Consider the following 23,562-nt stretch of genomic DNA (forward strand, 5'->3'; position numbering starts at 1 on the left):
TCATTCGGGCGTTCCGCGTTCAGTTCGTCCGGCGTCGGTTCGGATACACCAGGGCGCGCACGGCGATCTCGGCCGGCACGCCCATGGCCGCCAGGAATTCGGCGGCCCGCTGCAGGCCCAGCGTGGGGACCGATGCCACGGCCTGGTTGACGAGGTCGCGCGTGCGCATGTCGGTGCGCGGCCTGCGTTCCGCCAGCGTTGCGGCGGCGGAGTCGATATTCATTTCAGTCATCATCGTCATACTCGGTAAGTAGTATTGCTAAAGAGTCACCGGGTATTGTAGAAGAACGATGTACGTTAGGCTATAAGTAATTGCACCAATTATTGCAGTTGGGGCAAATAGTTAAAGCAGATTCTAGATTCCGCATGCGGCGGCCGTCTGCGGCTCGTCTTCCGGGGCCGCCAGGCCGCGCCGCTGGCGCAGCAATTGCTCGAATTCGTGGGCTGGCAGCGGCTTCGAGAAATAATAGCCCTGCATTTCGTCGCAGCCCTGGTGGCGCAGGTAATCGAGCTGTTCCGCCGTCTCCACGCCCTCGGCGATCACGGACAGGCGCAGGTTGTGCGCCAGCGCGATGATCGAGGCGACGATGGCCGCGTCGTTGGCGTCGTGCGTGATGTCGTTGACGAACGAGCGGTCGATCTTGAGCACGTCGATGGGGAAGCGCGACAGGTAGGAGAAGCTGGAATAGCCCGTGCCGAAGTCGTCGATCGACAGGTTGACGCCCAGCGACTTCATGCGGTGCAACAATTCCACGGCCGGGGTGACGTCGCTCATGAACAGGCTCTCGGTCAGTTCCAGTTCCAGGCAGGACGGCTCCAGGCCCGTGTCGTTGAGGACGGCTTCGATGCCCGGCACGAGGTCGGCGGCGCTGAACTGGCGCGCCGACAGGTTCACGGCCACGCGCAGCTTGCCGAGCCCCGCATCCTGCCAGGCCTTGTTCTGGGCGCACGCGGTGCGCATGACCCAGGCGCCGATCGGCACGATCAGGCCGGTGTCCTCGGCCACGCCGACGAAGCGCGACGGCGGCACCATGCCCAGCTCCGGGTGCTTCCAGCGGATCAGCGCTTCCATGCCGACGATGCGGCCCGTCTGCAGGTCGACCTGCGGCTGGTAGTGCAGCACGAACTCGTTGCGTTCGAGGGCGTTGCGCAGCGCGCTTTCGATGCGCACGCGCTCCAGCGATTCCTCGTTCATGGCCGGCGTATAGAACTGGAAATTGTTGCGGCCCAGCTTCTTGGCGCGGTACATGGCGATGTCCGCGTGCTCGATCAGGTTCTCGGCCGGCGTGCCGTCGCTCGGGAAGGCGGCCACGCCGATGCTGCAGGTGACGAAGAATTCCTTGGGGCCCAGCATGACGGGCTGCGCCACGGAATCCATCACGCGCTGCACGATGTCGGGCGTGAGCGGCTGGTCCGAGTGCTCGGACAGGATCACGACGAATTCATCGCCGGACAGGCGCGCCACCGTGTCGGTGTCGCGCAGCGACGAGCGCAGGCGCGCCGCGACCGTCATCAGGAGGACGTCGCCGGCCTTGTGGCCCATGCTGTCGTTGACGAACTTGAAGCGATCCAGGTCGATCAGCATCACCCACACCGGATGGCCGCTGCGGGTCGCGTAGGCGACGGCCTGGCTCAGGCGGTCCTGCAGCAGCGAACGGTTGGGCAGGCCCGTCAGCACGTCGTGCTGGGCCACGTGGTGCACGCGCTGCTCGGTGACCTTGCGCGCGGTGATGTCGCTGCCCGTGCCGCGGTAGCCGGTGAAGCCGCCCGTCTCGTCGAAGACCGGCTGGCCGTTGATGCAGAACCAGCGTTCCTCGCCGTTGTCGTCGACGACGCGGTATTCGAGGTTGCGGAACGGCTCGTGCGCTTCCAGCGTGGCGACGTGGTCGCGGCCCAGTTCCGTGTCCGCCAGCGCGGGCACGTAGTCCCAGCGCCGGCGGCCGAGCACGCGCTCGGTGCCGATGCCGGATTTTTCCGTGAAGTCGCCGGTGACGTGCGTGAAGCGGAACTGCTCGTCCTGTTCCCAGTACCAGTCGGACGACATGGCGACCAGCTGGCGGAAGCGCTGCTCGCTCTCCTGCAGGGCTTTTTCCGTGCGCTTGCGCGCGAGGACGTCGTCGATCAGGCGCTGGTTGGTGAGCTTCAGGTCGGCCGTGCGTTCGCGCACCAGTTCCTGGACCTTGCGCGTGCGCTGGCCGGCGGCCTGCACGAAGGCGGTCAGGAGCAGCGTCGACAGCGCGCCGCCGGCCAGCAGCAGGGTCGAGCCGAGATGGTCGGCCAGCCACGCGGAGGGCGCGGCGATGGCTTCCACCGTCCACGACTGGCCGCCGACCGTGAAGGTGTTCACGGCGCGCCCCGTGTAGCCGGCCGACAGCAGCGCGACAGGCGGCGTCGACGGCGCCGCGTCGCGGGTGGCGTAGACGAGGTGGGCCGGATCGGCGCGGCCGCCGCCGTAGAACCTGAGCTGGATGCCGTGGTCGTCCAGCAGGCCGGCCCGTGCCAGCGCGGCGTTGACGAGCGTCGGGATCGAGATCACGGCGGCCGTGTCGCCCAGCAGGCGGCCGCCCTGGGCATACACGGGCATCAGCACTTCGAAGCTGGGCGCGCCGGGCGCCTGCGCGATCTGCAGCAGGCCGGTGAGGGCGGCGCGGCCGCTCGCCTGCGCGCGCGCGAGGGTGTCCATCACTTGCCGGTTCTGGCTGACGTCGAGGCCGAGGGCCGCTTCGTTGCCCTGCATCGGTTCGAGGTAGTCGACGACGTGGTAGCGCGAACGCTCCGGCGCCCGCGTCCGCGCCGCGCCGTGCATCTCGCGCAGCACGAGGTCCGGCTGGAACTGGCGCAGGTCCGCTTCGAACGCGGCCCGCTCGCCGGCCTGCACGACGCGGTGGAAGTTGAAGGCGCGGATGTACGGGTTACGCTGGAGCAGCGGCGTCGTGAAATCGTGGAATTGCGCGCGCGTGACCGGCTGGACCGTCGTGAACAGCTGGTTGGTGACGTTCAGGACTTCGACGGCTTCGTCCATGCCCTGGCGCAGCGCGGCGACGCGCACGCCCGTGCCCTGTTCGAAAGCCAGCGCCTTGTTGTCGTATTCGAGGCGGCTGACGGCGACCGTCAGCACTGCGGTTGCGATCAGGCCGCCCCCCAGGGTGAGGCCTGCTGCGAGCGTGAGCGAAAACGGCAGTCGGCGACGCGACATCCAGTGATCCCTATGCATGTAAGATGGGTGCTTGCCTGAAGGCATGAATTGAGGGGCTAGTTTGTCACAGAAACTCTAGTTTCCGCAAACAAATTGTCACAGACGGATGCGTACCGGCCGAAGATGTGGCGGGGCCAAAACAGATCGCGATGCGATCCGGGCAAGGATGAATCTTATGGCTAGCCGGTTCAATAATCCGGGGCCCAGGCCGCGCCGGCGCGCATACCGGGCAACGCGCCGCGCGACCGCGGCGTCCGGGGCGTGCACGGCGTACACGATGCGGTTATTGCCCGCGACCTTGTCGAACCAGCAGGTGTGGCCGTCGAATACGGTGTCCAGCGCATCCATCACGTCGGGGTAGCGCGGGTCGTACGTGAACACATTGGCCACCAGCACGCCGCCGGGCCGCAACGCACGCCGGCAGTCGGTGTAGAAGGGCGCGTTGGCCAGGCACGGCGGCAGTCCGCGCGCGTCGAAGCCGTCCGCGAGCAGCACGTCGGCCGTGGCGGGATGCGCGGCCAGCCAGTCGCAAGCGTCGGCGTGGACGACCGTGAAGCGGTCGCTGTCGGGCGGCACGTGGAAGGCGTCGCGCAGGGCGATCACGTCGGCGCGCAATTCGATGACGGTGATGCGCGCGCCGGGGAAGTGGCGGTGGCAGAACTTGGCCAGCGATCCGCCGCCCAGACCGACCATCACGATATGGCGCGGCCGCGGCCGGAACAGCACGAAGCCCATCATCGCGCGCTGGTAGGCCAGCGCGAGGGCGTCGGGGCGCGCCAGCAGCATCTCGCTCTGGATGTCGCCGGGGGCGAATTCCAGCGTGCGCCGGCCGCGGCGCGTACGTACGAGCGGCGGGGCGGGCGGGAACGGATGGGACGGGTCGTCGCGGTGCGGCATCGTGCCGAGTATACGTGAAATCGATATCGGCCCCGCCTCTCCACGGCGTAACTTGTTGCGTACGATGGGTTTCTGATAAGCTGGCCGTTGCAGCCCAAGCGGAGACCTCATGTTCCTGGACCACCCGACCATTACCGCCACCAACAGCCAGACCGAGCCGGACCGCATCGAGCGCCTGGACCGTGTCTACGGCTACGCGATGGCGTTGGCGGACGTGGACGGCAACCCGGCTTTCGTCGAAAAACTGACCCAGATCCACGACCACAAGGGCACCCTGATCGTGTTCTGGCACGAGCCGCCCACCGAGGCCGAACGCGACTACTGGGCGCGCGCCTGGGCCAGCCGCGTCGGCGACGGCACGACCGCGGTCGTGCACGAATTCTGAGGTGCCGATGGATTCCACCACGATGGTACTGGCGCTGGCACTCGGCAATCTCACGCTGTGCGCGACCCTGTTTTTCTTCGAGCAATCCAGCCACAAGCGGCCCACGCTGCCGACCTGGGGCTGGTCGCGCCTGTACCAGGCCGGCGGCTGGCTGCTGCTGGCGATCGGCGCCACCGGCGTCATGCCGGAAGGGCTCGCGCTGCCCATCGGCTACGCGCTCGTGTTCGCCGGCGTCGCCTGGGAATCGGGCGCGGCGTGGGAGCGCGCCGGCCGGTTGCGCTGGCGCCGCGCCACCGCGCCCGTGCTGGCGCTGGCCGTCCTCGCCTTCCTGCTGTGCTGGCTGATCGACCCGATCGGCCTGCGCGCCGTGGCCGCGTCGCTGATCCTGGCGGCCGGCTACCTGTCCGTGGCCGCGGCGCTGGCGCGCGGCTGGGTGCAAGCGTCGATGCTGCAACGCTTCCTCGCGCTGGCCACAGGCCTGCTGGCCATCGTCGTCGGCGCGCGCGGCGCCCTCGTACTGCTGGCGCCGGCGGGCTGGGGCTGGATGACGAACGATATGTTGCGCCAGTTCCACTCGGGCGCGCTGTACCTGCTGGCGCTGCTGGGCGGTTTCGGCTGGCTGCTGCTGGGCCGCGAGCGCGAACAGGCCGAGCTGGCGCGGCTGGAAGTGGTCGATCCGCTCACGGACGTGCCCAACCGGCGCGGCTTCTTCCGCCTGCTGTCGCCGTGGATGGCGCTGGCGCGCCGTCCGGGCCAGCCGACGGCCCTCGTCGTGTTCGACCTCGACCAGTTCAAGCGCATCAACGACAGCTACGGCCACCCGGCCGGCGACGTCGTCCTGGCCCACCTGGCCGCGATCTGCAAGCGCCACCTGCGCGACAGCGACCAGCTGGGCCGCCTGGTGGGCGTCGAATTCGCGATCCTGCTGCCGCGCACCAGCCTCGACGACGCCACCATGGTCGCCGAGCGCATGCGCGCCGCGATCGCAGGCGAGCGCGTCAAGACCGAACGCGCGATGATTTCCCTGACGGCCAGCTTCGGCGTCACGACGATCCGCCCGGACGACAGTACCGTCACCCTGCTGGCCCGCGCCGACGAGGCGTTGCGTGTGGCCAAGAAGGCGGGGCGCGACCGGGTCGAAGTGGCGGCGTCCGCGTTGGCGCCGGTCGAGGAATGAACACCGCCGGGCCAGTGCGCGCACACACGGACGTGTCCGCCATGGCGCCGTCGTCCCGCATGCCTTATGATGATACGATCAACGATGCTCCTGTCATCGATCCGTCATCCAGCCCCGCTATCGTGGCGCCGTTTTCGACTTCGGAGTCTGCATGAGCACCACATCTCCCATCCACGCCGCACTCGTCCTTGGCTCCGACAGCTTCCGCCTGCTCGTCGGCGCCGTCGAGGACGGCACCCTGCGTCCCCTCGACAGTTTTCATGCACCGCTGCGCCTGGCCGCCGCGCTGGACGCGCAGGGCTGCCTGAGTCCCGAGGCGATGCACGCCGCGTTCGATTGCCTGCGCGCGATCCGCGCGCGGCTGAACGACCATGCGCTGGCCGCCGTGCGCGTCGTCGCCACGTCGACCCTGCGCATGGCCCGCAACAGCCACCTGTTCCTGCCGGCCGCGCAGCAACTGCTCGGGCATCCCGTCCAGGTGCTGTCCGGCGAGGAAGAGGCGGTCCTGACCTATCTCGGCGTGGCCGACGGCGCGGCTGCCGACGGCGATGCCGCGCGCACGCTGGTGCTGGGCATCGGCGGCGGCTCGACCCAGCTGGCGCTCGGCAGCGGGCGCCGCGTGCAGAAGGTCGCGTCGCTGGGCCTGGGCACGTCGCGCCTGGCGCTGACGTTCTTCGGCGGCGGGCGCATCGACGCGGTGTCGTTCGCGGCCGCGATCGCATCCACCCGCGCCAAGCTGGGCGACGAGGCGCCCGCGTTCGGACCGGGGCGGCGCGACCGCGCGTGCGGCGCGTCCGGCACGATCCACACGCTGGCCCGGCTGCTCGTCGACAACGGACTGGCCGGCCCCATCACGCGCGGCCGGCTGGAAACGCTCGCCGCGCGCGCGCTCGACCAGGGCGGCGGCGGGGCGCCGCTGGCGGGTCTCGGCCACCTGCGCCTGCGCGACGTGACGGCGGCGCTGGCGATCCTGCTGGGCCTCATGGAAGAGCTGGAGATCGAGGAACTGGACGTGCCCAAGACGGGGCTGCGGGCCGGCGTGCTGGCCGAATTGCGCCACGGCCGCGCGGCGCTGGCGGCGTGACGGACGGCATGCCGGTGTCCGGCAAGGTCTGGCATACTGTTGTCTGTTTTTAATCATTGTTGCCGCCGCCCTTGCTTCCCATGCCGCGTTTTGTTCGCTACGGATTGATCGCCTGCTGTGTCGCCGCCGGCGCGCCGTTGTTCGCGGCGGGGCCGACCGTACCGCTGTGCTTCGAACGCCAGGAGGTGCTGCCGTGGCGCACCCTGGACGGCGGCGGCCTCAACTTCGAACTGCTGGGCGAGGTGGCGCGGCGCCTCGGCATCGCGTTCGATTACCAGAGCATGCCGTGGAAGCGCTGCCTCGCGCAGGTCAAGGCGAACCAGGTCAGCGGCGCGTTCGCCGTCAGCTTCAGCCGCGAGCGCGAGGCGCTGGGCGTGTATCCCGGCCCGCACGGGCAGGCGGGCGGCGCCGCCGGCCAGGCCGATCCGGACAAGCGCATGCACGTCGACCGCTACGTGCTCGTGCGGCGCAAGGGCGGCCGCGTCGACTGGGACGGCAGGCGCTTCGCCAACGTCGACGGCCGCATCGGATTCCAGCTCGGCTACTCCGTCGGCGACTTCCTGCGCGCCCAGAACGTGCCGGTGGACGAGGGCAGCCAGCAGGCCGACGAACTGTTGCAGAAGCTGCTCGCCGGCCGCCTCGTGGCGGCGGCCCTCGGCGGCGGCGACGCCGTGCGCCTGATGCACACGCCGTACGCGCAAGACATCGAAGTGCTGCCCGTGCCGCTGGTCGAAAAGCCGTACTACCTGATCCTGTCGCACGCGTTCGTCGCGCAGCATCCCGGCCTGGCCGCGCGCATCTGGAACACGATCGAACAGGTGCGCACGAGCCCCGCCTACCGCCGCCGCGAGCGCGAGCTGGCCGGCCAGCAGGGAGCCGCCCATTAATCCCGCGCCGACCGCCGGCACCGGGCGTCCGCGCGCGCGCTTGCGCGACCTCGTGCGCGGCCTGGCCGACAGCTGGCGCCAGAACATCGTGTTCCGGCTCGGCGCCGGCATCGTGCTGGCGGTCGTGCTGTCCACCGGCGTCTATACGACCTACGTGATGCATACACTGCAGATCGAGGCCGACCAGCACCTGCACGAGCGCGTGGACCGCCAGGCATCGGTGCTGTCGCATGCGCTGGCGCGGCCGCTGTTCGACATCAACAGCGCGGCCGTGGCGTCCGTCGTCGATTCGCTGGGCGCCACGCCGGAAGTGACGATGCTGCGCGTGCTGGCGCCGAACGGCACGGTGCTGGCCGCGCTGGGCGCCGGCGACGACGAGATCGGGGCCATCCACGTCGGCCGCAAGATCGCCTACCACGACGGCAACCGCGACTACCAGGTCGGCAGCATCGAGCTGGCGTTCTCGCGGCGCCAGGTCGACGACGACCTGCGCCAGCAGATCATGCACACGGTGATGGCCAATTTCGTGCTCACGCTGGCCATCGTCGGCTGCGTGCTGCTGATCGGGCGGCGCATGACGCAGCCGTTCGCCGACATCCAGGAAGCGCTGGAAAAGCTGGCGCGCGGCGAGACCGACATCCACCTGTCCGGCATCGGCCGGCGCGACCAGATCGGCCGCCTGTCGTCCGCCGTGCGCAGCTTCCGCGACACGTTGACCCGGCTGCGGCGCGCCGAGCAGGTGACCAATGGCCTGCTGCGCGAAAAGAGCATCATCGAGCAGCAGCTGCGCGACCTGAACGAAGACCTCGAGCAGAAGATCGCCGTGCGCACGCGCGAGCTCGTCGACTCCATGCGCGTGGCCCAGGGCAGCCAGGCCAAGCTGCAGGCCATCGTCGACACGGCGCTGGACGCCGTCGTGCGCATGGACCGCCAGGGCCGCATCGTCGGCTGGAACGCGCAGGCCGAAAAGATCTTCGGCTGGAAAGGCGAGGAAGTGCTCGGCCGCGACCTCGACGAATGCATCGTCCCCGAACGCCACCGCGCCGCCCACCGCAACGGCCTCGCGCGCTATGAACGCAGCGGCGTGGGCGGGGTGCTGGACAGCCGCATCGAGACGTATGCGCTGCGCCGCGACGGCGGCGAATTCCCGATCGAGCTGGCCATCACGCGCGTGCAGCTGGCCACCAGCGACGACCATGAGTTCTGCTCGTTCATCCGCGACATCTCGGAGCGGCGCGAGCGCGAGCAGTCGCTCGTCGCCGCCAACGTGCGGGCGGAAGCGGCGAACGTCGCCAAGTCCGAGTTCCTGGCCAATATGAGCCACGAGATCCGCACGCCGATGAGCGCGATCATCGGCATGGCCTATCTGGCGCTGCGCACGGAACTCTCGCCCAAGCAGCAGGATTACGTCGGCAAGATCCACCGCGCCGCGCTGTCGCTGCTGGGGATCATCAACGACATCCTCGACTTTTCCAAGATCGAGGCGGGCAAGCTGGACGTCGAGCACATCCCGTTCTGCCTGGACGACGTGCTCGCGAACGTGGCCAGCGTGACGAGCCAGAAGGCGGCCGACAAGCACCTCGAATACCTGTTCCACGTCCCGCACGCGATCCCGCGCATGCTCGTGGGCGACCCGCTGCGCCTGGGGCAGGTCCTCATCAACCTCGTCAACAATGCCGTCAAGTTCACGCCGGCGGGCGAGCTGGAATTGTCGTGCATGCGGCTCGACGATCCGGCCGACCGGTTCCGCAGCGATTACGCGACCCTGCGCTTCGCCGTGCGCGACACGGGCATCGGCATGAACGAGCAGCAGCAGGGCAAGCTGTTCCGCGCGTTCAGCCAGGCCAACGGCAGCACGACGCGCGAATACGGCGGCACGGGCCTGGGCCTGTCGATCTCGCAGCAGCTGGTGGGCCTGATGGGCGGTCGCATCGTCGTCGACAGCAGCCCCGGAAAAGGCTCGACGTTCCACTTCGACCTCGAGTTCCCGCTGTCCGGCGAACCGGAACGCGTGGCCGTCGCGCCGCCGGAACTGGACGGCGCGCGCCTGCTGCTCGTCGACGACAGCGAGGTCGCGCGCGAGATCATGAGCGAAGCCCTGCAGGCGCTGCCGCTGCGCGTCGACCTGGCCGCCAGCGGCGCCGAGGCGGAAAGCGCCTTGCTCGCGGCCGACGCGGCCGGCGACCCGTACAGCGTCGTGCTGACCGACTGGCAGATGCCGGGCATGAACGGCATCGAGCTGGCGCGCCGCATCGCCGGCAATCCGGCGCTGCGCCAGCCGCCGTCGACCGTGCTCGTGACGGCGTTCGGCCGCGAGGAAGTGCAGAAAGAGGCCGAGGCGGCGGGCATCCGCGGCTTCCTGTGCAAGCCGATCGGACAGTCGGCGCTCGTCGACACGCTCGTCGCCCTGTTCGCGCCGCCGCGCGCGCCGCATGCCCACAGCCGCAGGAGCGGCAAATTCGGCCCGCCCGCCGATCGCGCGGCGCGCGTGCTGCTCGTCGAGGACAACCAGGTCAACCAGCAGATCGCGCTCGAACTGCTGCAGGGGCAGGGCTTCGTCGTGGACGTCGCCGCCAACGGCATCGAGGCGCTCACCATGCTGCGCGAAGGTGGCCCGCAGGCCTACGACCTCGTGCTGATGGACCTGGAGATGCCGCAGCTGGACGGCCACGCGGCCACCGTCGAACTGCGCAAGGATGCGCGCTTCGATGCGTTGCCGATCGTGGCCATGACGGCGCATGCGCTGGCCGAGATCCGCGAACGCTGCCTGCGCGAAGGGATGCAGGACTACATCACCAAGCCGGTCGAGCCGGAGAAGCTGTACGCCACCCTGGCGCGCTGGATCGGCCAGGCCGTGCCGCCGCCGCTGCCGGCCGGGGACGCCGTCGCGCCGGACGGCCCAACGCTGCCGGGGCTGTCGAACGCGTCCGGCATCGACTCCGCGTACGGCCTGCGCCACGTGGCCGGCAACGTCGCGCTGTACGTGCAGCTGCTGGACCGCTTCCGCGCCGCCCAGCGCGACGCCGGCGCGGAGATCCGCGCCGACTACGAGGCGGGTCGGTTGCGCCAGGCGGCCGCGCGTGCGCACCTGTTGCGCGGCGTGGCCGGCAACATCGGCGCGCGCGAGCTGCAGACGCTCGCGCAGGCGGTGGAAGAGGGCCTGGCGTTGTCGTCGCCCGACCGCGCCCGCGCGGCGTCCGGCGTGCGCGCGCTGGAAGCCGCCGTGGAAGCGACGATGGAATCGCTCGACCGCTACTTCGCCCACGCGGCCGTGCCGCCCGAGCCCGCGGCGCCTGAGGCGTCCGCGGCGGACGGCGCTGCCGGCGCCGACGCGCTCGACGCCGCCGCCCAGCTCGACCAGCTGCTGGCCGAATACTCGGGCGACGCCATCGATTACTTCGAGACGGTGCGCGCCCTGCTCGCGGGCGTCCTCGACGGCGAGCGGATGGCACGCCTGGCGCAGCACCTGTCCCGTTACGAATTCGAAGAGGCGCGCCGGCTGCTGCCGCAGGCGGCCGCCGCAACCCGCCCCGATACCGCGGAAACCTGATGAATATTGCAGCCACCGGACACCCCGGCAACAACGACAAGCCGACCATCCTGATCGTCGACGACACGCCCGACAACATCATGCTGCTGTCGCGCCTCCTCAAGGACAGGTACAACACGAAGGTCGCCAACAACGGCACCCTGGCGCTGCAGATCGCCCAGTCCACGCCGGGCCTGGACCTGATCCTGCTCGACGTCATGATGCCCGGCCTGGACGGCTACGAAACGTGCCGCCAGCTGAAAGCCAATCCCGTCACGGCCGGCATCCCGGTCATCTTCCTGACGGCGAAGAACCAGGTCGAGGACGAGGCGATGGGCCTGTCGCTGGGCGCCGTCGACTACATCGCCAAGCCGGTCAGTCCGCCGATCCTGTTTGCCCGCGTGGCCACCCAGTTGACGCTGCTCGATGCGCGCCGCCAGCTGCAGGCGCACAACGAGAACCTGGAAAAGCTCGTGCAGGACCGCACCGCGCAGCTCGCGCTGATGCAGGAGGCGATCATCATGGCGATGGGGACGCTGGCGGAGACGCGCGACAACACGGCGGTGGCGAAGGGCGACAATCACATCCGCCGCACGCAGAACTATGTGCGCGCGCTGGCGCAGCACCTGCAGCGCCATCCGCGCTTCGCGGCCGAACTCAGCGACGAGAACATCGAACTGCTGTACCGCTCGGCGCCGCTGCACGACATCGGCAAGGTCGGCATCCCGGACCGCATCCTGCTCAAGCCCGGCCTGCTCGACCGCGAGGAATTCGAGGTCATGAAGCTGCACGCCGTGTACGGCCGCGACACCATCATGCTCGTCGAGAAGCACGTCGGCGGCACCAACGGCTTTTTGATGTTCGCGCGCGAGATCGCCCATTCGCACCAGGAAAAGTGGGACGGCTCCGGCTACCCCGACCGCCTGGCCGGCGAGCAGATCCCGCTGTCGGCGCGCCTGATGGCCGTGGCCGACGTGTACGACGCGCTGATCTCGCGCCGCGCGTACAAGCCCGCGTTCACGCACCGGCAGGCGCTGGACGTGATGCGCAAGGGCCGCGGCACGCATTTCGATCCGGACGTGCTCGACGCGTTCTTCGAGATCGAGGACCGGTTCGCCGCCATCGCCGCCGAATTCCGTGATGCCGACGCGTAATCCGGGCCGCGCCCTTCCGCGCACGGGCCGAATGATATATATTGTTTGGCTTGTTTGAGGAAGGAGGTCCCGATGGCGAGGACGACGACGGCCAGGACGGCCGCGAAGACCGCGGTGAAGTCCGCCGTGAAGGCTGCAGTAAAAACCGCCGTGAAGCCGGCCGCGAAGAAGGCCGCAGTCGCGAAAACGGCCGCCGCGAAGACGGGGCCGGCAAAGACGCCCGTGAAAACGGCCGCGGCGAAAACGAAAACGAAGGCGGCGCCGGCGAAGACGACGCGCGCGAAGGCAGCCGATCCGGCCACGGTGGCCCGGCAGGCCGCACGCGCCATCGCCGTGCCCGCGCCCGCGAACGGCGCGCGCACGAAGCGTGCACCCGCGGCGGCAGCGGCGACGCCGGCCGCGCGCCCGCGCCTCGTGCGCGACAGCTTCACGATGCCCGAGCAGGAATACGCCGTGCTCGGCGCCGTCAAGCAGGCCTGCCTCAAGGCCGGCCTCGACGTCAAGAAGAGCGAACTGCTGCGCATCGGCGTGGCGCTGCTCGGCCGGCTCGACATGGCGGCCGTGCGCGCCGTGCTCGCCAGCCTGCCGCAGCTCAAGACCGGACGCCCGCCGGGCGAGTGACCCGCCCGTGGCGGGGCGCCGCGCGGCGCTCAGTGATGGGTCGGCGGCGGCGTCTCGGTGCGGGCTTCGGCCGTCAATTCCTTCAGCTCGCGGATCGGGATATTCGACTTCTCGTGCATCCGCAGCAGGATCGTCGCCCCGACGTTCAGCTTGCGGTGCCGGATCTTGCTGATGATGGGCGGCTGGACCTCCAGGACGCGGCACAGTTCCGCGTCGTTCTTCAGCTGCATTCGTTGGATCAAGGTGTCGAGTAATTTGTTCGGAACAAAACTCGACGGCTCCATGGCCCGGGCGCGATGCATCGCCTCGAGCAACTCTTGTTTTTTCTGCCGTACGCTCATGAACTCCTCCGCATGGGAAATTGTTCAAGACAGATCGACTGTTTTGGAGAGTTGCGGTTCCGCTCGGCTCTTGCCCCGTCCGAATGGAATCCAGCCCGACCGTTTCGTTTTGCTGACTTATGCCTGGTGGGTTTGTTGGAATGCTACTACGGAGTTGACAAATCCGACGCACTGTTCATGACTAAAACGCTATAACACGCATCTTTCTTGCGGGAACTTACGTTATTTCAAGCCGGAACGCGTCAGAACGAAGGTGCGGTCGGCCATGGCGGCCGCCGCGTGTGAATGGGTGACCATGATCGCGCCCGCGCCGCTGGCCTTGATCTCGGCGCGCAGCAGGCGCAGGATGCCGTCGGCCGTTTCGGGGTCGAGGTTGCCGGTCGGCTCGTCCGCCAGCAGCAGTGCGGGGCGGTGCACGAGGGCGCGCGCGATGGCCACCCGCTGCAGCTCGCCGCCCGACAACTGGCGCGGGAAGTCGGCGCCGCGCCCGGCCAGGCCGACCGCGTCCAGCATCTGCATGGCGCGCGCCGGGTCCGGACTGCCGTTCAACAGCAGCGGCAGCGCGACGTTCTGTGCGAGCGTCAGGTGCGGCAGCACGTGGAAGGCCTGGAAAATGAACCCCATGCGCGTGCGCCGCAGCCGCGTGGCGGCGTCGTCGTCCAGCGCGGTCATGGGCGTGCCGTCGACGCGGACCTCGCCGCCGTCCGGCGTGTCGAGCCCGGCGATCAGGTTCAGCAGCGTGGACTTGCCCACCCCCGATTCGCCCATGATCGCGACGAACTCGCCCGGTTCGAAGCGGTGCGAGAGGGCCGCCAGCACGGTGCGGCCGCCATAGGATTTGCTGAGGTTGACGAGTTCGAGCATGGATCGCCGTGTTGGCAAAACCGCTACTCTAGCACGCGCGGGCGGCGGCCCGTTCAGTCGTCACGCATGCGCGTGCGGAATCCCGGAATCGCGTATCATGGCCGGAACGGCAACATTCCAGCCGGCCGCGCGGTGCGGCCGCACCACCGAGGACGCCCCGATGCTGAACGCCACATCGCCCGCAGTGCCCGCAGCAAACGATGGATTGCATGTACCCGCCGAACTGGACGAGAGCTTGCGCGCCCGCCAGGCCTGGATCTCGCCCAAATTCCTGTACGATCCGCTCGGCTCGAAACTGTTCGAGGCGATCTGCGAACTGCCCGAGTACTATCCCACGCGGACGGAAGCCGGCATCTTCGACCTGCACGGCGCCGAGATCGCGCGCACGGTCGGCACGGGCGCCACCCTGATCGACCTCGGCGCCGGCAATTGCGCCAAGGCCGCGGGCCTGTTTCCGCTGCTGCAGCCGCGGCAGTACGTCCCCGTCGACATCTCCGCTGAATTCCTGCACGACGCCGTGGAGCGCCTGCACCAGCGCTTCCGCCACATCGAGATGCGGCCGCTCGGCATGGATTTCTCCGCCAGCCTGGAACTGCCCGACGTCGTGCGCGAGGAACGCCGCCTGTTCTTCTATCCCGGTTCGTCGATCGGCAATTTCACGCCGGAGGAGGCCCACGATTTCCTGCAGCGCGTGCACGCGCAGTGCGGGCGCGACGGCGGCCTGCTGATCGGCGTCGACCTCGCCAAGGACCACGCCGTGCTGGACGCCGCCTACGACGACGCGCTGGGCGTGACGGCCGCGTTCAACCTCAACGTGCTGCGCCACGTGAACCGCCTGCTGGACGCCGACTTCGACATCCGCCAGTGGCGCCACCGCGGCTTCTACAACCCGGCCCAGGGCCGCGTCGAGATGCACCTGGAAGCGCGCAGCGCGCAGCAGGTGACGTGGCGCGGCGGCAGCCGCCGGTTCGCGGCGGGCGAGTCGATCCACACCGAGAACAGCTACAAATACCGCCAGAGCGACGCCGTCGGCATGCTCGGCCAGGCCGGCTTCGCGGCCACGCGCGTCTGGACCGACCCGCGCCAGTGGTTCGCCGTGATCTACGCGCGCGCCCTGCCGCACTGAAGGAGCGGACATGGGTGCCTCCGAACACGACCTGTCCACCACGTTCGCCCATGTGCGGCAACGCTCGCTGCACCTGGCCGAACCGCTGACGCCCGAGGACTGCTGTGCGCAATCGATGCCGGACGCCAGCCCCGTCAAATGGCACCTCGCGCACACGACGTGGTTCTTCGAGACCTTCATCCTGGAGCCGCGCGAACCCGGATTCCGCGCGCACGACCCGGCCTTCCGCGTGCTGTTCAATTCGTACTACAACGGCGTCGGCGCGAAGCACCCGCGGGCGCAGCGCGGCCTGCTGACGCGGCCGGCGCTGGCCGAGGTGCTGGCCTACCGCAGCGCCGTCGACGCGCGCATGCAGCGCCTGCTGGCGTCCGCGCGCGGCGACGGCGCGCTCGCGGCGCTGGTGGAACTGGGCCTGCAGCACGAGCAGCAGCACCAGGAACTGATCCTCACGGACGTCAAGCACCTGCTGTCGACGAACCCCTTGTACCCGCCCTATGTCGATTCGCCGCTGCCCGCATCCGGCCCCGTCGAGCCGCTGGCCTGGATCGACTTCGACGGCGGCCTGGCCGAGATCGGCCACGCCGGACCGGGCTTCGCCTTCGACAACGAAAGCCCGCGCCACCGCCAGTACCTGGCGCCGTTCGCGCTGGCGTCGCGCCTCGTGACGAACGGCGAATACCTCGAATTCGTCGAGGCGGGCGGCTACCGCGATCCGTCGCTGTGGCTGTCGGACGGCTGGGACCAGGTCGCGAACGGGACGATCGCCGCGCCGCTGTACTGGTTGAACGACGACGGGCGCCCGCGCGAATTCACGCTGCACGGCCTGCAACCGCTGGACCCGGCGCGGCCCGTCACGCACGTGTCGCTGTACGAGGCCGACGCGTACGCGCGCTGGCGCGGCGCGCGCCTGCCCACCGAAGCGGAATGGGAATTCGCGGCGCGCGACGCGGCGCTGACCTGCGGCGACCTGCATCCGCGCGCGGCCGGCAGTCCGGGCCTCGCGCAGATGTTCGGCGAATGCTGGCAGTGGACGGCCAGCAGCTACGCGCCGTATCCCGGCTTCACCCCGGCCGCGGGCGCGATCGGCGAGTACAACGGCAAGTTCATGGTGAACCAGTACGTGCTGCGCGGCGCGTCGTGCGCGACGCCGCACGGCCATGCGCGCGCCAGCTACCGCAATTTCTTCCCGGCCGGCGCGCGCTGGCAGTTCAGCGGCATCAGGCTCGCGCGATGAAGCCCGCGCACGGTCTGCGCCTGCGCGTGCTGAACCGGCGCGCCAATGCGTGGATCGTCGCGCATCCGCTCGATTTCGTCCTGCAGTGCATGCGCGCATTCCGCGCCAACCAGGGCCTGCTGCTGGCGGGCGCCGTCGCCTATTACGCGCTGCTGTCGATCGTGCCGTTCCTGATGCTGGTGGTCGTCGTGCTGTCGCACTTCATCGACCAGGTCGACCTGCTGCTCACCCTGCGCCGCTACCTCGAATTGATCGTGCCCGGGCAATCCGGCCCGATGGTGGAAGAGGTCGCGCACTTCCTCGACACGCGCGACCTGATCACGTGGGTGCTCGGCTTCACGATGCTGTTCTTCAGCTCCCTCGCGTTCACCGTGCTGGAAAACGCGATGAGCGTGATCTTCGTGCACCGCGTGGCCGTGCGCCGCCGCCACTTCCTCGTGTCGGCCGTGCTCCCGTACTGCTACATCCTCGCCCTCGGCTTCGGCGTGATGATCGTGACGCTCGTCGCCGGGACCCTGCAGGTGATCGGCTCGGAGAGCGTGGAACTGTTCGGCCACACGTGGTCGCTGCACGGCGTGTCGGGCGCGCTGCTGTACCTGCTCGGGCTCGCGGGCGAGATCCTCGTGCTCACGTCGATCTACCTCGTGATGCCGGTGGGGCGGCTGTCGCTGTCGCATGCGCTGGTCGGCGGCGTGACGGCGGCGCTGCTGTGGGAAATCGCGCGCCACGTGCTCGTGTGGTACTTCACCACGCTGTCCAAGGTGAACGTCGTGTACGGCTCGATGAGCACCGCGATCGTCGTCATGTTCAGCCTCGAGATCGCGGCCAGCCTGCTGCTGTTCGGCGCCCAGGTGATCGCCGAGTACGAGCGCGTCGGGCAGAAGGGGCAGGGCGCCGCGCCGCAGCCGTTGCGCACGGCGCCGTAATGGCCAATATCGTATTCTGCTGGGAGCTCGGCGCCGCCCTGGGCCACGCCGGCCGCCTGAAAGCCCTCGCGCAGCCGCTGCGCGCGCGCGGGCACGCGATCGCCTTCGTGCTGCGCGACCTCGTGCACACGCGCCGCCTGCTGGCCGACGTCGACGTTCCGGTCTACCAGGCGCCCCTGTGGCTGCACCGCGTGGACGGCCTGCCCCCCGGCGAGGCCAGCCTGGCCGACCTGCTGCTCGCGTGCGGCTGGCTCGATGCGGACGCGATGGCCGGCCTCGTCGACGGCTGGCGCCATCTGCTGCGCGCGCTCGGCGCCCACCTCGTCGTGGGCGACTACGCGCCGGCCGCGCTGCTGGCCGCGCGGAGCCTGGGCATCCCGTGCGCCGCCGTCGGTCCCGGTTTCCAGATTCCGCCGGCCGACCGCCCGCTGCCGCCGCTGCGCGACTGGGAAGCGGTGCCGCAGGCACGCATGGCGGCCACCGAGGCGCGCCTGCTGGCCACGGCCAACGCCGTGCTCGCGCGCCACGGCGCCGCGCCCTACGCCTGCGCGGCCGACCTGCTGCGCGGCGACCTGCCCCTGCTGTGCACGTGGCCCGAACTCGATCCGTGGGGACGCGGCGAGAGCGACGCGCGCTGGTTCGGTCCGACGATCGCCGGCCCCGGCACGCATCCGCCGGCGTGGCCGGACGGCGCGGGGCCGCGCGTGTTCGCCTACCTGCGCGGCCCGCATCCGGAACATGGCGCGATGCTGGCCGCGCTGGCGCGCGCGGGCTGCCGCACGCTGTGCTACCTGCCCGAGGTCGCGGCCGGCGTCGCGCCGCCGTTCACGCATCCGCTCGTGGCGTGGGCCGGCACACCGGTGGCGCTGGGCGCCGCGTTGCCCGCATCCGCGTTCGCGATCTGCCACGCGGGGGAGTCGACCGTGTCGCAGGCATTGCTGGCGGGCGTGCCCGTCTTGACGCTGCCGCGGACGGCCGAAGCGTTCCTGACGGCGCGCCGTGCACGCCAACTGGGCGTCGGCATCAACATCAACGAGATGGCGCGGCCGCTCGACTGGGACGGCATCGTGCGCCGCATGCTGGACGACGAGGATCAGCGCGTCGCGGCGCGCGCGTTCGCGCTGCGCCACGCCGGCTTTGACGCGGACCGCCAGGCGGAGGCGGTCGCCGAAGTGCTGGAAGGGCTGCTGTAAAAACGGGTGGGCACGGGGTGCCCACCAAACGGCAAGAACGGCGCGGTAATCAGGCCGCGCGCTGTTCGCCCTGTTCCGCGCTGAGCGCCAGCTGGCGGTTCACGGCGGACAGCACGGCCTTGAACGACGCGGTGACGATATTGCTGTCGATGGCGGCGCCGAACAGGGTCGGGCCGTTCGCGAGGCGCAGCTCGACGTAGCAGGCGGCGCGCGCGTCGGCGCCGGAGCCGATCGAGTGCTCGTGGTAGTCCATCAGGCGGATGTCCAGGCCGAGCGCGTTGACGAAGGCGTCGATCGGACCGTTGCCGCTGCCCTGGTGCGGTTCCGTCACGCGGTTGTGCTGCACGGTCGTGTCGATCTGCACGCGCTCCTCGCCCTCGCTGTTCTCGACCAGGCGGTGCGAGACGTAGCGGTAGGCGGCGTTGTCCTGGTTGAAGTACTCGCGGTCGAACAGCGCGTGGATGTCGGCGGCGGCCACTTCGCGGCCGGTGGCGTCGGCATGCTTCTGCACGACGCGCGAGAACTCGATCTGCAGGCGGCGCGGCAATTCGAGGCCGTATTCCTGTTCGAGCAGGTAGGCCATGCCGCCCTTGCCGGACTGGCTGTTCACGCGGATCACGGCATCGTAGCTGCGGCCCAGGTCGGCCGGGTCGATCGGCAGATACGGCACTTCCCAGATGGCGTCGGCCTGCTGCTTGGCGAAGCCCTTCTTGATCGCGTCCTGGTGCGAACCGGAGAATGCGGTGAACACGAGGTCGCCGACGTACGGGTGGCGCGGGTGCACGGGGATCTGGTTGCATTCCTCGACCAGCTGGCGGACGCTGTCGATGTCCGAGAAGTCCAGGCCCGGGTGCACGCCCTGCGTGTAGAGGTTCAATGCCAGGGTGACCAGGTCGACGTTGCCGGTGCGCTCGCCGTTGCCGAACAGGCAGCCTTCGACGCGGTCGGCGCCGGCCATCACGGCCAGTTCGGCGGCGGCGACGGCCGTGCCGCGGTCATTGTGCGGGTGCACGCTGATCACGAGGTGCTCGCGCTGGTTCAGGTTACGGCACATCCACTCGATCTGGTCGGCGTAGACGTTCGGCGTCGCCGCTTCCACGGTCGACGGCAGGTTGACGATCACCTTGTTGTCGGCGCTCGGCTGCCACACGTCGACGACGGCGTCGACGATGCGCTTGGAGAAATCGAGTTCCGTCGTCGAGAACGATTCCGGCGAATACTCGAGGCCCCATTTCGTGTCCGGATGCTGCGCGACCAGTTCCTTGACCAGCTTCGTGCCGTTCACGGCGATCTGCAGGATCTCGTCCTGGTTCATGCCGAACACGACGCGGCGGAACACGGGCGCGACGGAATTGTAGACGTGGACGATGGCCTGCTTCGCGCCGACGCACGATTCGACGGTGCGGCGGATCAGCTCATCGCGGGCCTGCGTCAGGACGATGATGGTGACGTCGTCCGGAATGCGCTTTTCCTCGACCAGCATGCGCACGAAGTCGAAGTCGGTCTGCGACGCGGACGGGAAACCCACCTCGATTTCCTTCACGCCGATCTGCACGAGCTTTTCGAAGAAGCGCAGTTTCTTTTCCGGGCTCATCGGCTCGATCAGCGCCTGGTTGCCGTCGCGCAGGTCGGTGCTCATCCAGACCGGCGGCTTGTCGATGATGCGGTTCGGCCATTGGCGGTTGTCCAACGGGACGGCGGGGAAGGGGCGGTATTTGGCGGCGGGATTGGTCAACATGGCGGTGGCTCCTGATTTCAAATGCTGGTGAATGTGTCGTTTCTATCGTTGTGGCGGGAGGCTGCCGGACGGGCCACGGGACGCTGGGCCCGGCAACCGATCGGTAGTTTCAGCAGCGAAGGAAACAGCACACGCGCGCCGGCAGACGACAGGAAGGCTCCGGCGAAAAGGGCAGACAGCGTGAATGGGATAGTGGCAAACATCGGTACAACTTTCCTTGGGCTACGAATCCGGCAAGCTTGGCCGGGCGGGACAACGGCGATTTACGCGCGTAGTAGCAGGGCTGCCAGCGTTAGCGCGCCGGCAAGCGATAGGGAAGTCGACAGAGGCAGAGGGGAGAACATTTCTCCACTCTAAGTGAATTTTGTTTGGCGTGTCAAGCGTTTCCTGTGTTGTCGTTTGGCTACCACGGTTGCGCCCGTTTTGCGACAAGCGGTTTTTGCGAACAATCAATTGCTCTAGGACAGTCGAGTGGCACAGTACGCCCTTCTTGTCGCCACGGAGGCCCTATGCCGGCACTGAAAGGTCTGGACACGACGATGGAACTGACGCGCCACGCGGCGGCGCTCAAGGCGCAGGGCTACGACTTCGCGCTGCGCTATTACAGCTGGAACGCGGCCAAGAACCTGTCGCTCGGGGAGGCGCGGGCGCTGTCGCAGGCCGGACTTGCCATCGGCGCCGTGTGGGAAACGAGCGGCACCCGCGCCGGCTACTTTTCCCGCGCCCAGGGTCTCGCCGACGGCGCGGCGGCGTTCCGGATGGCGCGCGACGTCATTGGCCAGCCGTTCGGCTCCGCGATCTATTTCGCGGTCGACTACGATCCCACGCAGGCCGACCTCGATGGCGCAATCGGTAACTATTTCACGGGCGTGCATGCCGCGCTGTACGTGGCGGCGGAAGGCCAGCCGTCGTACCGGGTGGGCGTGTACGGCTCGGGCCTGTGCTGCGGCACGCTGGTCGAGGGCGGGGCGGCGAGCCTGTCCTGGCTGTCGCAGTCGACCGCGTTCGCCGGCTCGCGCCAGTACGCGGAACAGAAGCGCTACGACATCATCCAGCTGCTGCCCGCGCGCATACTCGGCGCGGACGGGATCGTGCTCGACGTCGATCCGGACGCCACGCATCCCGACCGCGACGGCGGCTTGTTCACGGTTTAGCCGACGACCACCCGCGGCGCGCCCGCTTCCATCGACCCGATGACGGCGGCGGCGCCGAAGCCTTCGCGGCGGAACAAGGCCAGCACCTCGTCGACGCTGCCCGGATCGCACGCGACGAGCAGGCCGCCCGACGTCTGCGGGTCGGTCAGCAGCACGCGCTGCGTGTCGGTGATCGCGCCGCCGAGCAGCACGTCGTGGCCGTACGCATCCCAGTTGCGGCCGGACGCGCCGGTGAAATAACCCGCGTGGGCCAGCGCCTCGACGCCCGGCAGCAGCGGAATGTTCGCCATGTCGAGCTTCGCCGTCAGTTTCGCGCCGCGCGCCAGTTCGAGCAGGTGGCCCAGGAGGCCGAAGCCCGTCACGTCCGTCAGCGCGTGCACGCCCGCCAGTTCCGACAAGGCCTTGCCCGGCTTGTTCAGCTTCGTCGTGTTCGCGACCATGGCGGCATAGCCGTCCGCGTCCAGCTGGTCCTTCTTGAGTGCCGCCGACAGCACGCCGACGCCCAGCGGCTTGCCGAGGACGAGCACGTCGCCCGCGCGCGCATCGGCATTGCGCTTGACCTTCGACGGGTGCACGAGGCCCAGCACGACGAGGCCGTAGATCGGCTCGACGGAATCGATGGTGTGGCCGCCCGCGATGGGGATGCCCGCTTCCGCGCAGATCGATTCGCCGCCCTGGATGATCTTGCCGATGGTCTCCAGCGGCAGTTTATTGATCGGCATGCCGACGAGGGCCAGGGCCATGATCGGCGTGCCGCCCATCGCGTACACGTCCGAGATCGCGTTGGTGGCGGCGATGCGGCCGAAGTCGAACGGATCGTCGACGATGGGCATGAAGAAGTCGGTCGTCGCGATCAGCGCCTGTTCGTCGTTCAGCTTGTAGACGGCCGCGTCGTCGGCGGTCTCGATGCCGACCATGAGCTCTTTCGGTACCGGGAAGCCGCTCGACTTCTTGAGGATCTCGGACAGCACGCCCGGCGCGATCTTGCAGCCGCAGCCGCCGCCATGGGAGAACGAGGTCAGTTTGATGGGTTGGTCGGCGGAAGTGTTCATACCTGTGCTCATGGTTGTGCTGATGGGTGCTTGCGTTCGTCGGAGAGCAGATTATCCACCAAGTCGAGCAGGCGCGCTCGCTCCGCCGCGGGGGCGAACAGCGCCGCGCGCGCCGCGCACTGGCGACGCAGGCGCTCGACGAAGCGCGCATCGGCCACGCTGCGTTCGATGAGCGCCGCCAGCGCGGGCGCGTCGCCGGGCGCGAACAGGCCCGCGTAATCCTCGCCCAGCATGCCGACGTTGCCGGAGATGCTTGATGCCAGCACGGGCACGCCGCTCGTCACCGCTTCGATGATCACGTTCGCGCCGCCCTCCATGCGCGAGGCGATCACCATCGCGTGGCAGCGGCGCAGCCGGCGCCGCGTCGCCATGTGGGGCAGGGCGCCGAGCCAGCGGTAGGCCGGCGTGGCCTGTTCCGTCTCCCGCGCGCGCCGGCCCAGTTCCGGATCGAGCGCGGCGCCGATGTGCAGCAGGCGCACGCCGGGCGTGCGGACCAGGCGCGCAGCGTCCATGAACGTCCGCGGGTCTTTTTCGGCGCGCAGGTGGCCGATCATCGCGACGTCGAACGGCATGTGCGGCCGGGCGGGAGCCAGGCGCGGGGCCGACTGGTAGATCACGTGGGCCTTGGGACGCAAGGCTTGCGGCAGCTCGTCCAGGCCGCGCGGCTGCAGCACGACGACGGCGCGCGCGCGGTCGAGCGACGCGCGCGCGGCGGCATCGACGTGGATGTCGCGGTAGAGGTCCGTCCCCGTCATGACGAGCAGCGCCGGGCGGTCCGGATGGGCGTCCGTGAATGCCGCCAGCGCGGCGGCGGAGCGGCGCGCGTGCAGGGCGATCAGCAGGTCCGGGACGTCGTCCGGCGGTTGCCACCCCGGGCCGATCGTGACGCGATAGTCGCGCGCCAGGTGGCGCCGCCAGCGGCTGGCGGTCTGCCAGTTGCCGTTGTTGTCGCGCGCGGACGCGGGGCTGACGATGTGGATGCGGGCACGGGCCATCGGGGCGGA

At 69.2% G+C, this 23,562-nt stretch carries 20 protein-coding genes; 12 read left to right on the top strand and 8 right to left on the bottom strand.

The window, feature by feature from the left end:
* Window positions 1–19: 19 nt before the first annotated feature.
* The 3 genes from ASC93_RS27580 to ASC93_RS27590 all read right to left on the bottom strand — a co-directional run bounded on the left by ASC93_RS27580 (window position 20) and on the right by ASC93_RS27590 (window position 4,093).
* Window positions 20–223 (bottom strand): hypothetical protein, encoded by a 204-nt coding sequence (locus tag ASC93_RS27580; protein ID WP_229412892.1) that lies wholly within the window; start codon window positions 221–223, stop codon window positions 20–22.
* Between the two features lie 132 nt (window positions 224–355).
* Window positions 356–3,196: an EAL domain-containing protein gene (locus tag ASC93_RS27585; RefSeq protein WP_056450295.1), complete on the bottom strand. Its 2,841-nt coding sequence runs from the start codon at window positions 3,194–3,196 to the stop codon at window positions 356–358.
* 96 nt (window positions 3,197–3,292) lie between these two features.
* Window positions 3,293–4,093 (bottom strand): fused MFS/spermidine synthase, encoded by an 801-nt coding sequence (locus ASC93_RS27590; RefSeq protein WP_056450300.1) that lies wholly within the window; start codon window positions 4,091–4,093, stop codon window positions 3,293–3,295.
* A 109-nt stretch (window positions 4,094–4,202) separates the two neighbouring features.
* Here ASC93_RS27590 and ASC93_RS27595 point away from each other — a divergent pair, with 109 nt between their 5' ends.
* From ASC93_RS27595 to ASC93_RS27625, 7 genes are all read left to right on the top strand, one after another.
* Entirely contained in the window at window positions 4,203–4,478 is a 276-nt protein-coding gene (locus tag ASC93_RS27595; RefSeq protein ID WP_056450302.1) for a hypothetical protein, read from the top strand.
* Between the two features lie 7 nt (window positions 4,479–4,485).
* On the top strand, window positions 4,486–5,655 hold the full coding sequence (locus ASC93_RS27600) for a GGDEF domain-containing protein (protein WP_056450394.1): 1,170 nt from the start codon (window positions 4,486–4,488) through the stop codon (window positions 5,653–5,655).
* Between the two features lie 151 nt (window positions 5,656–5,806).
* Entirely contained in the window at window positions 5,807–6,739 is a 933-nt protein-coding gene (locus tag ASC93_RS27605) for a hypothetical protein (protein WP_056450304.1), read from the top strand.
* An 80-nt stretch (window positions 6,740–6,819) separates the two neighbouring features.
* Window positions 6,820–7,626 (top strand): ABC transporter substrate-binding protein, encoded by an 807-nt coding sequence (locus ASC93_RS27610; protein WP_056450305.1) that lies wholly within the window; start codon window positions 6,820–6,822, stop codon window positions 7,624–7,626.
* Window positions 7,627–7,666: 40 nt separating this feature from the next.
* Window positions 7,667–11,176, top strand: a complete 3,510-nt coding sequence (locus ASC93_RS27615) for a response regulator (RefSeq protein ID WP_056450306.1) — start codon at window positions 7,667–7,669, stop codon at window positions 11,174–11,176.
* Window positions 11,176–12,309 carry a two-component system response regulator gene (locus tag ASC93_RS27620; RefSeq protein ID WP_056450307.1) on the top strand — a complete coding sequence of 378 codons (1,134 nt, stop codon included), beginning with the start codon at window positions 11,176–11,178 and terminating at the stop codon, window positions 12,307–12,309. The genes ASC93_RS27615 and ASC93_RS27620 overlap by 1 nt, the downstream gene beginning before the upstream one ends.
* Window positions 12,310–12,381: 72 nt before the next feature.
* A complete protein-coding gene (locus tag ASC93_RS27625) occupies window positions 12,382–12,930 on the top strand; it encodes a hypothetical protein (RefSeq protein WP_056450308.1) in 549 nt (182 codons plus the stop codon).
* Between the two features lie 29 nt (window positions 12,931–12,959).
* Here ASC93_RS27625 and ASC93_RS27630 read toward each other — a convergent pair whose 3' ends face one another.
* Window positions 12,960–13,271 carry a hypothetical protein gene (locus tag ASC93_RS27630; RefSeq protein WP_056450309.1) on the bottom strand — a complete coding sequence of 104 codons (312 nt, stop codon included), beginning with the start codon at window positions 13,269–13,271 and terminating at the stop codon, window positions 12,960–12,962.
* Window positions 13,272–13,493: 222 nt separating this feature from the next.
* Entirely contained in the window at window positions 13,494–14,135 is a 642-nt protein-coding gene (locus ASC93_RS27635) for an ABC transporter ATP-binding protein (RefSeq protein WP_056450312.1), read from the bottom strand.
* Between the two features lie 160 nt (window positions 14,136–14,295).
* Between ASC93_RS27635 and egtD the strand changes: the two genes are divergently transcribed.
* Genes egtD through ASC93_RS27655 form a run of 4 tightly spaced genes read left to right on the top strand, consistent with a single transcriptional unit; the run spans window position 14,296 to window position 18,614 of the window.
* Window positions 14,296–15,261: an L-histidine N(alpha)-methyltransferase gene (egtD, locus tag ASC93_RS27640; protein ID WP_056450314.1), complete on the top strand. Its 966-nt coding sequence runs from the start codon at window positions 14,296–14,298 to the stop codon at window positions 15,259–15,261.
* Window positions 15,262–15,271: 10 nt separating this feature from the next.
* On the top strand, window positions 15,272–16,495 hold the full coding sequence (gene egtB / locus ASC93_RS27645) for an ergothioneine biosynthesis protein EgtB (RefSeq protein ID WP_056450316.1): 1,224 nt from the start codon (window positions 15,272–15,274) through the stop codon (window positions 16,493–16,495).
* Entirely contained in the window at window positions 16,492–17,421 is a 930-nt protein-coding gene (locus ASC93_RS27650) for a YihY/virulence factor BrkB family protein (protein WP_056450319.1), read from the top strand. The genes egtB and ASC93_RS27650 overlap by 4 nt, the downstream gene beginning before the upstream one ends.
* A complete protein-coding gene (locus tag ASC93_RS27655) occupies window positions 17,421–18,614 on the top strand; it encodes a hypothetical protein (protein ID WP_056450321.1) in 1,194 nt (397 codons plus the stop codon). The genes ASC93_RS27650 and ASC93_RS27655 overlap by 1 nt, the downstream gene beginning before the upstream one ends.
* Window positions 18,615–18,663: 49 nt before the next feature.
* Here the strand turns inward: ASC93_RS27655 and leuA are convergent, their stop codons facing one another.
* Window positions 18,664–20,352 carry a 2-isopropylmalate synthase gene (gene leuA, locus ASC93_RS27660; RefSeq protein WP_056450324.1) on the bottom strand — a complete coding sequence of 563 codons (1,689 nt, stop codon included), beginning with the start codon at window positions 20,350–20,352 and terminating at the stop codon, window positions 18,664–18,666.
* Window positions 20,353–20,861: 509 nt separating this feature from the next.
* On the opposite strand from leuA, the gene ASC93_RS27665 reads away from it, so the two are divergent.
* Window positions 20,862–21,506 carry a DUF1906 domain-containing protein gene (locus tag ASC93_RS27665; protein ID WP_056450327.1) on the top strand — a complete coding sequence of 215 codons (645 nt, stop codon included), beginning with the start codon at window positions 20,862–20,864 and terminating at the stop codon, window positions 21,504–21,506.
* Here ASC93_RS27665 and selD read toward each other — a convergent pair.
* A complete protein-coding gene (gene selD / locus ASC93_RS27670; protein ID WP_056450329.1) occupies window positions 21,503–22,558 on the bottom strand; it encodes a selenide, water dikinase SelD in 1,056 nt (351 codons plus the stop codon). The two genes, ASC93_RS27665 and selD, sit on opposite strands and share 4 nt — an antisense overlap.
* Window positions 22,559–22,566: 8 nt before the next feature.
* On the bottom strand, window positions 22,567–23,553 hold the full coding sequence (gene senB / locus ASC93_RS27675) for a selenoneine biosynthesis selenosugar synthase SenB (RefSeq protein WP_056450331.1): 987 nt from the start codon (window positions 23,551–23,553) through the stop codon (window positions 22,567–22,569).
* Window positions 23,554–23,562 lie beyond the last annotated feature (9 nt).

The sequence above is a fragment of the Massilia sp. Root335 genome (genome assembly GCF_001425685.1).
In the GTDB taxonomy this organism is placed as follows: domain Bacteria; phylum Pseudomonadota; class Gammaproteobacteria; order Burkholderiales; family Burkholderiaceae_D; genus Telluria; species Telluria luteola.

Excerpts from the sequence above, each read along its gene's own strand:
- ASC93_RS27580 (WP_229412892.1), bottom strand. The coding sequence starts at position 223 with ATGAATATCGACTCCGCCGCCGCAACGCTGGCGGAACGCAGGCCGCGC.
- ASC93_RS27585 (WP_056450295.1), bottom strand. The coding sequence starts at position 3,196 with ATGTCGCGTCGCCGACTGCCGTTTTCGCTCACGCTCGCAGCAGGCCTC.
- ASC93_RS27590 (WP_056450300.1), bottom strand. The coding sequence starts at position 4,093 with ATGCCGCACCGCGACGACCCGTCCCATCCGTTCCCGCCCGCCCCGCCG.
- ASC93_RS27595 (WP_056450302.1), top strand. The coding sequence starts at position 4,203 with ATGTTCCTGGACCACCCGACCATTACCGCCACCAACAGCCAGACCGAG.
- ASC93_RS27600 (WP_056450394.1), top strand. The coding sequence starts at position 4,486 with ATGGATTCCACCACGATGGTACTGGCGCTGGCACTCGGCAATCTCACG.
- ASC93_RS27605 (WP_056450304.1), top strand. The coding sequence starts at position 5,807 with ATGAGCACCACATCTCCCATCCACGCCGCACTCGTCCTTGGCTCCGAC.
- ASC93_RS27610 (WP_056450305.1), top strand. The coding sequence starts at position 6,820 with ATGCCGCGTTTTGTTCGCTACGGATTGATCGCCTGCTGTGTCGCCGCC.
- ASC93_RS27620 (WP_056450307.1), top strand. The coding sequence starts at position 11,176 with ATGAATATTGCAGCCACCGGACACCCCGGCAACAACGACAAGCCGACC.
- ASC93_RS27625 (WP_056450308.1), top strand. The coding sequence starts at position 12,382 with ATGGCGAGGACGACGACGGCCAGGACGGCCGCGAAGACCGCGGTGAAG.
- ASC93_RS27630 (WP_056450309.1), bottom strand. The coding sequence starts at position 13,271 with ATGAGCGTACGGCAGAAAAAACAAGAGTTGCTCGAGGCGATGCATCGC.
- ASC93_RS27635 (WP_056450312.1), bottom strand. The coding sequence starts at position 14,135 with ATGCTCGAACTCGTCAACCTCAGCAAATCCTATGGCGGCCGCACCGTG.
- egtD (WP_056450314.1), top strand. The coding sequence starts at position 14,296 with ATGCTGAACGCCACATCGCCCGCAGTGCCCGCAGCAAACGATGGATTG.
- egtB (WP_056450316.1), top strand. The coding sequence starts at position 15,272 with ATGGGTGCCTCCGAACACGACCTGTCCACCACGTTCGCCCATGTGCGG.
- ASC93_RS27650 (WP_056450319.1), top strand. The coding sequence starts at position 16,492 with ATGAAGCCCGCGCACGGTCTGCGCCTGCGCGTGCTGAACCGGCGCGCC.
- ASC93_RS27655 (WP_056450321.1), top strand. The coding sequence starts at position 17,421 with ATGGCCAATATCGTATTCTGCTGGGAGCTCGGCGCCGCCCTGGGCCAC.
- leuA (WP_056450324.1), bottom strand. The coding sequence starts at position 20,352 with ATGTTGACCAATCCCGCCGCCAAATACCGCCCCTTCCCCGCCGTCCCG.
- ASC93_RS27665 (WP_056450327.1), top strand. The coding sequence starts at position 20,862 with ATGCCGGCACTGAAAGGTCTGGACACGACGATGGAACTGACGCGCCAC.
- selD (WP_056450329.1), bottom strand. The coding sequence starts at position 22,558 with ATGAACACTTCCGCCGACCAACCCATCAAACTGACCTCGTTCTCCCAT.
- senB (WP_056450331.1), bottom strand. The coding sequence starts at position 23,553 with ATGGCCCGTGCCCGCATCCACATCGTCAGCCCCGCGTCCGCGCGCGAC.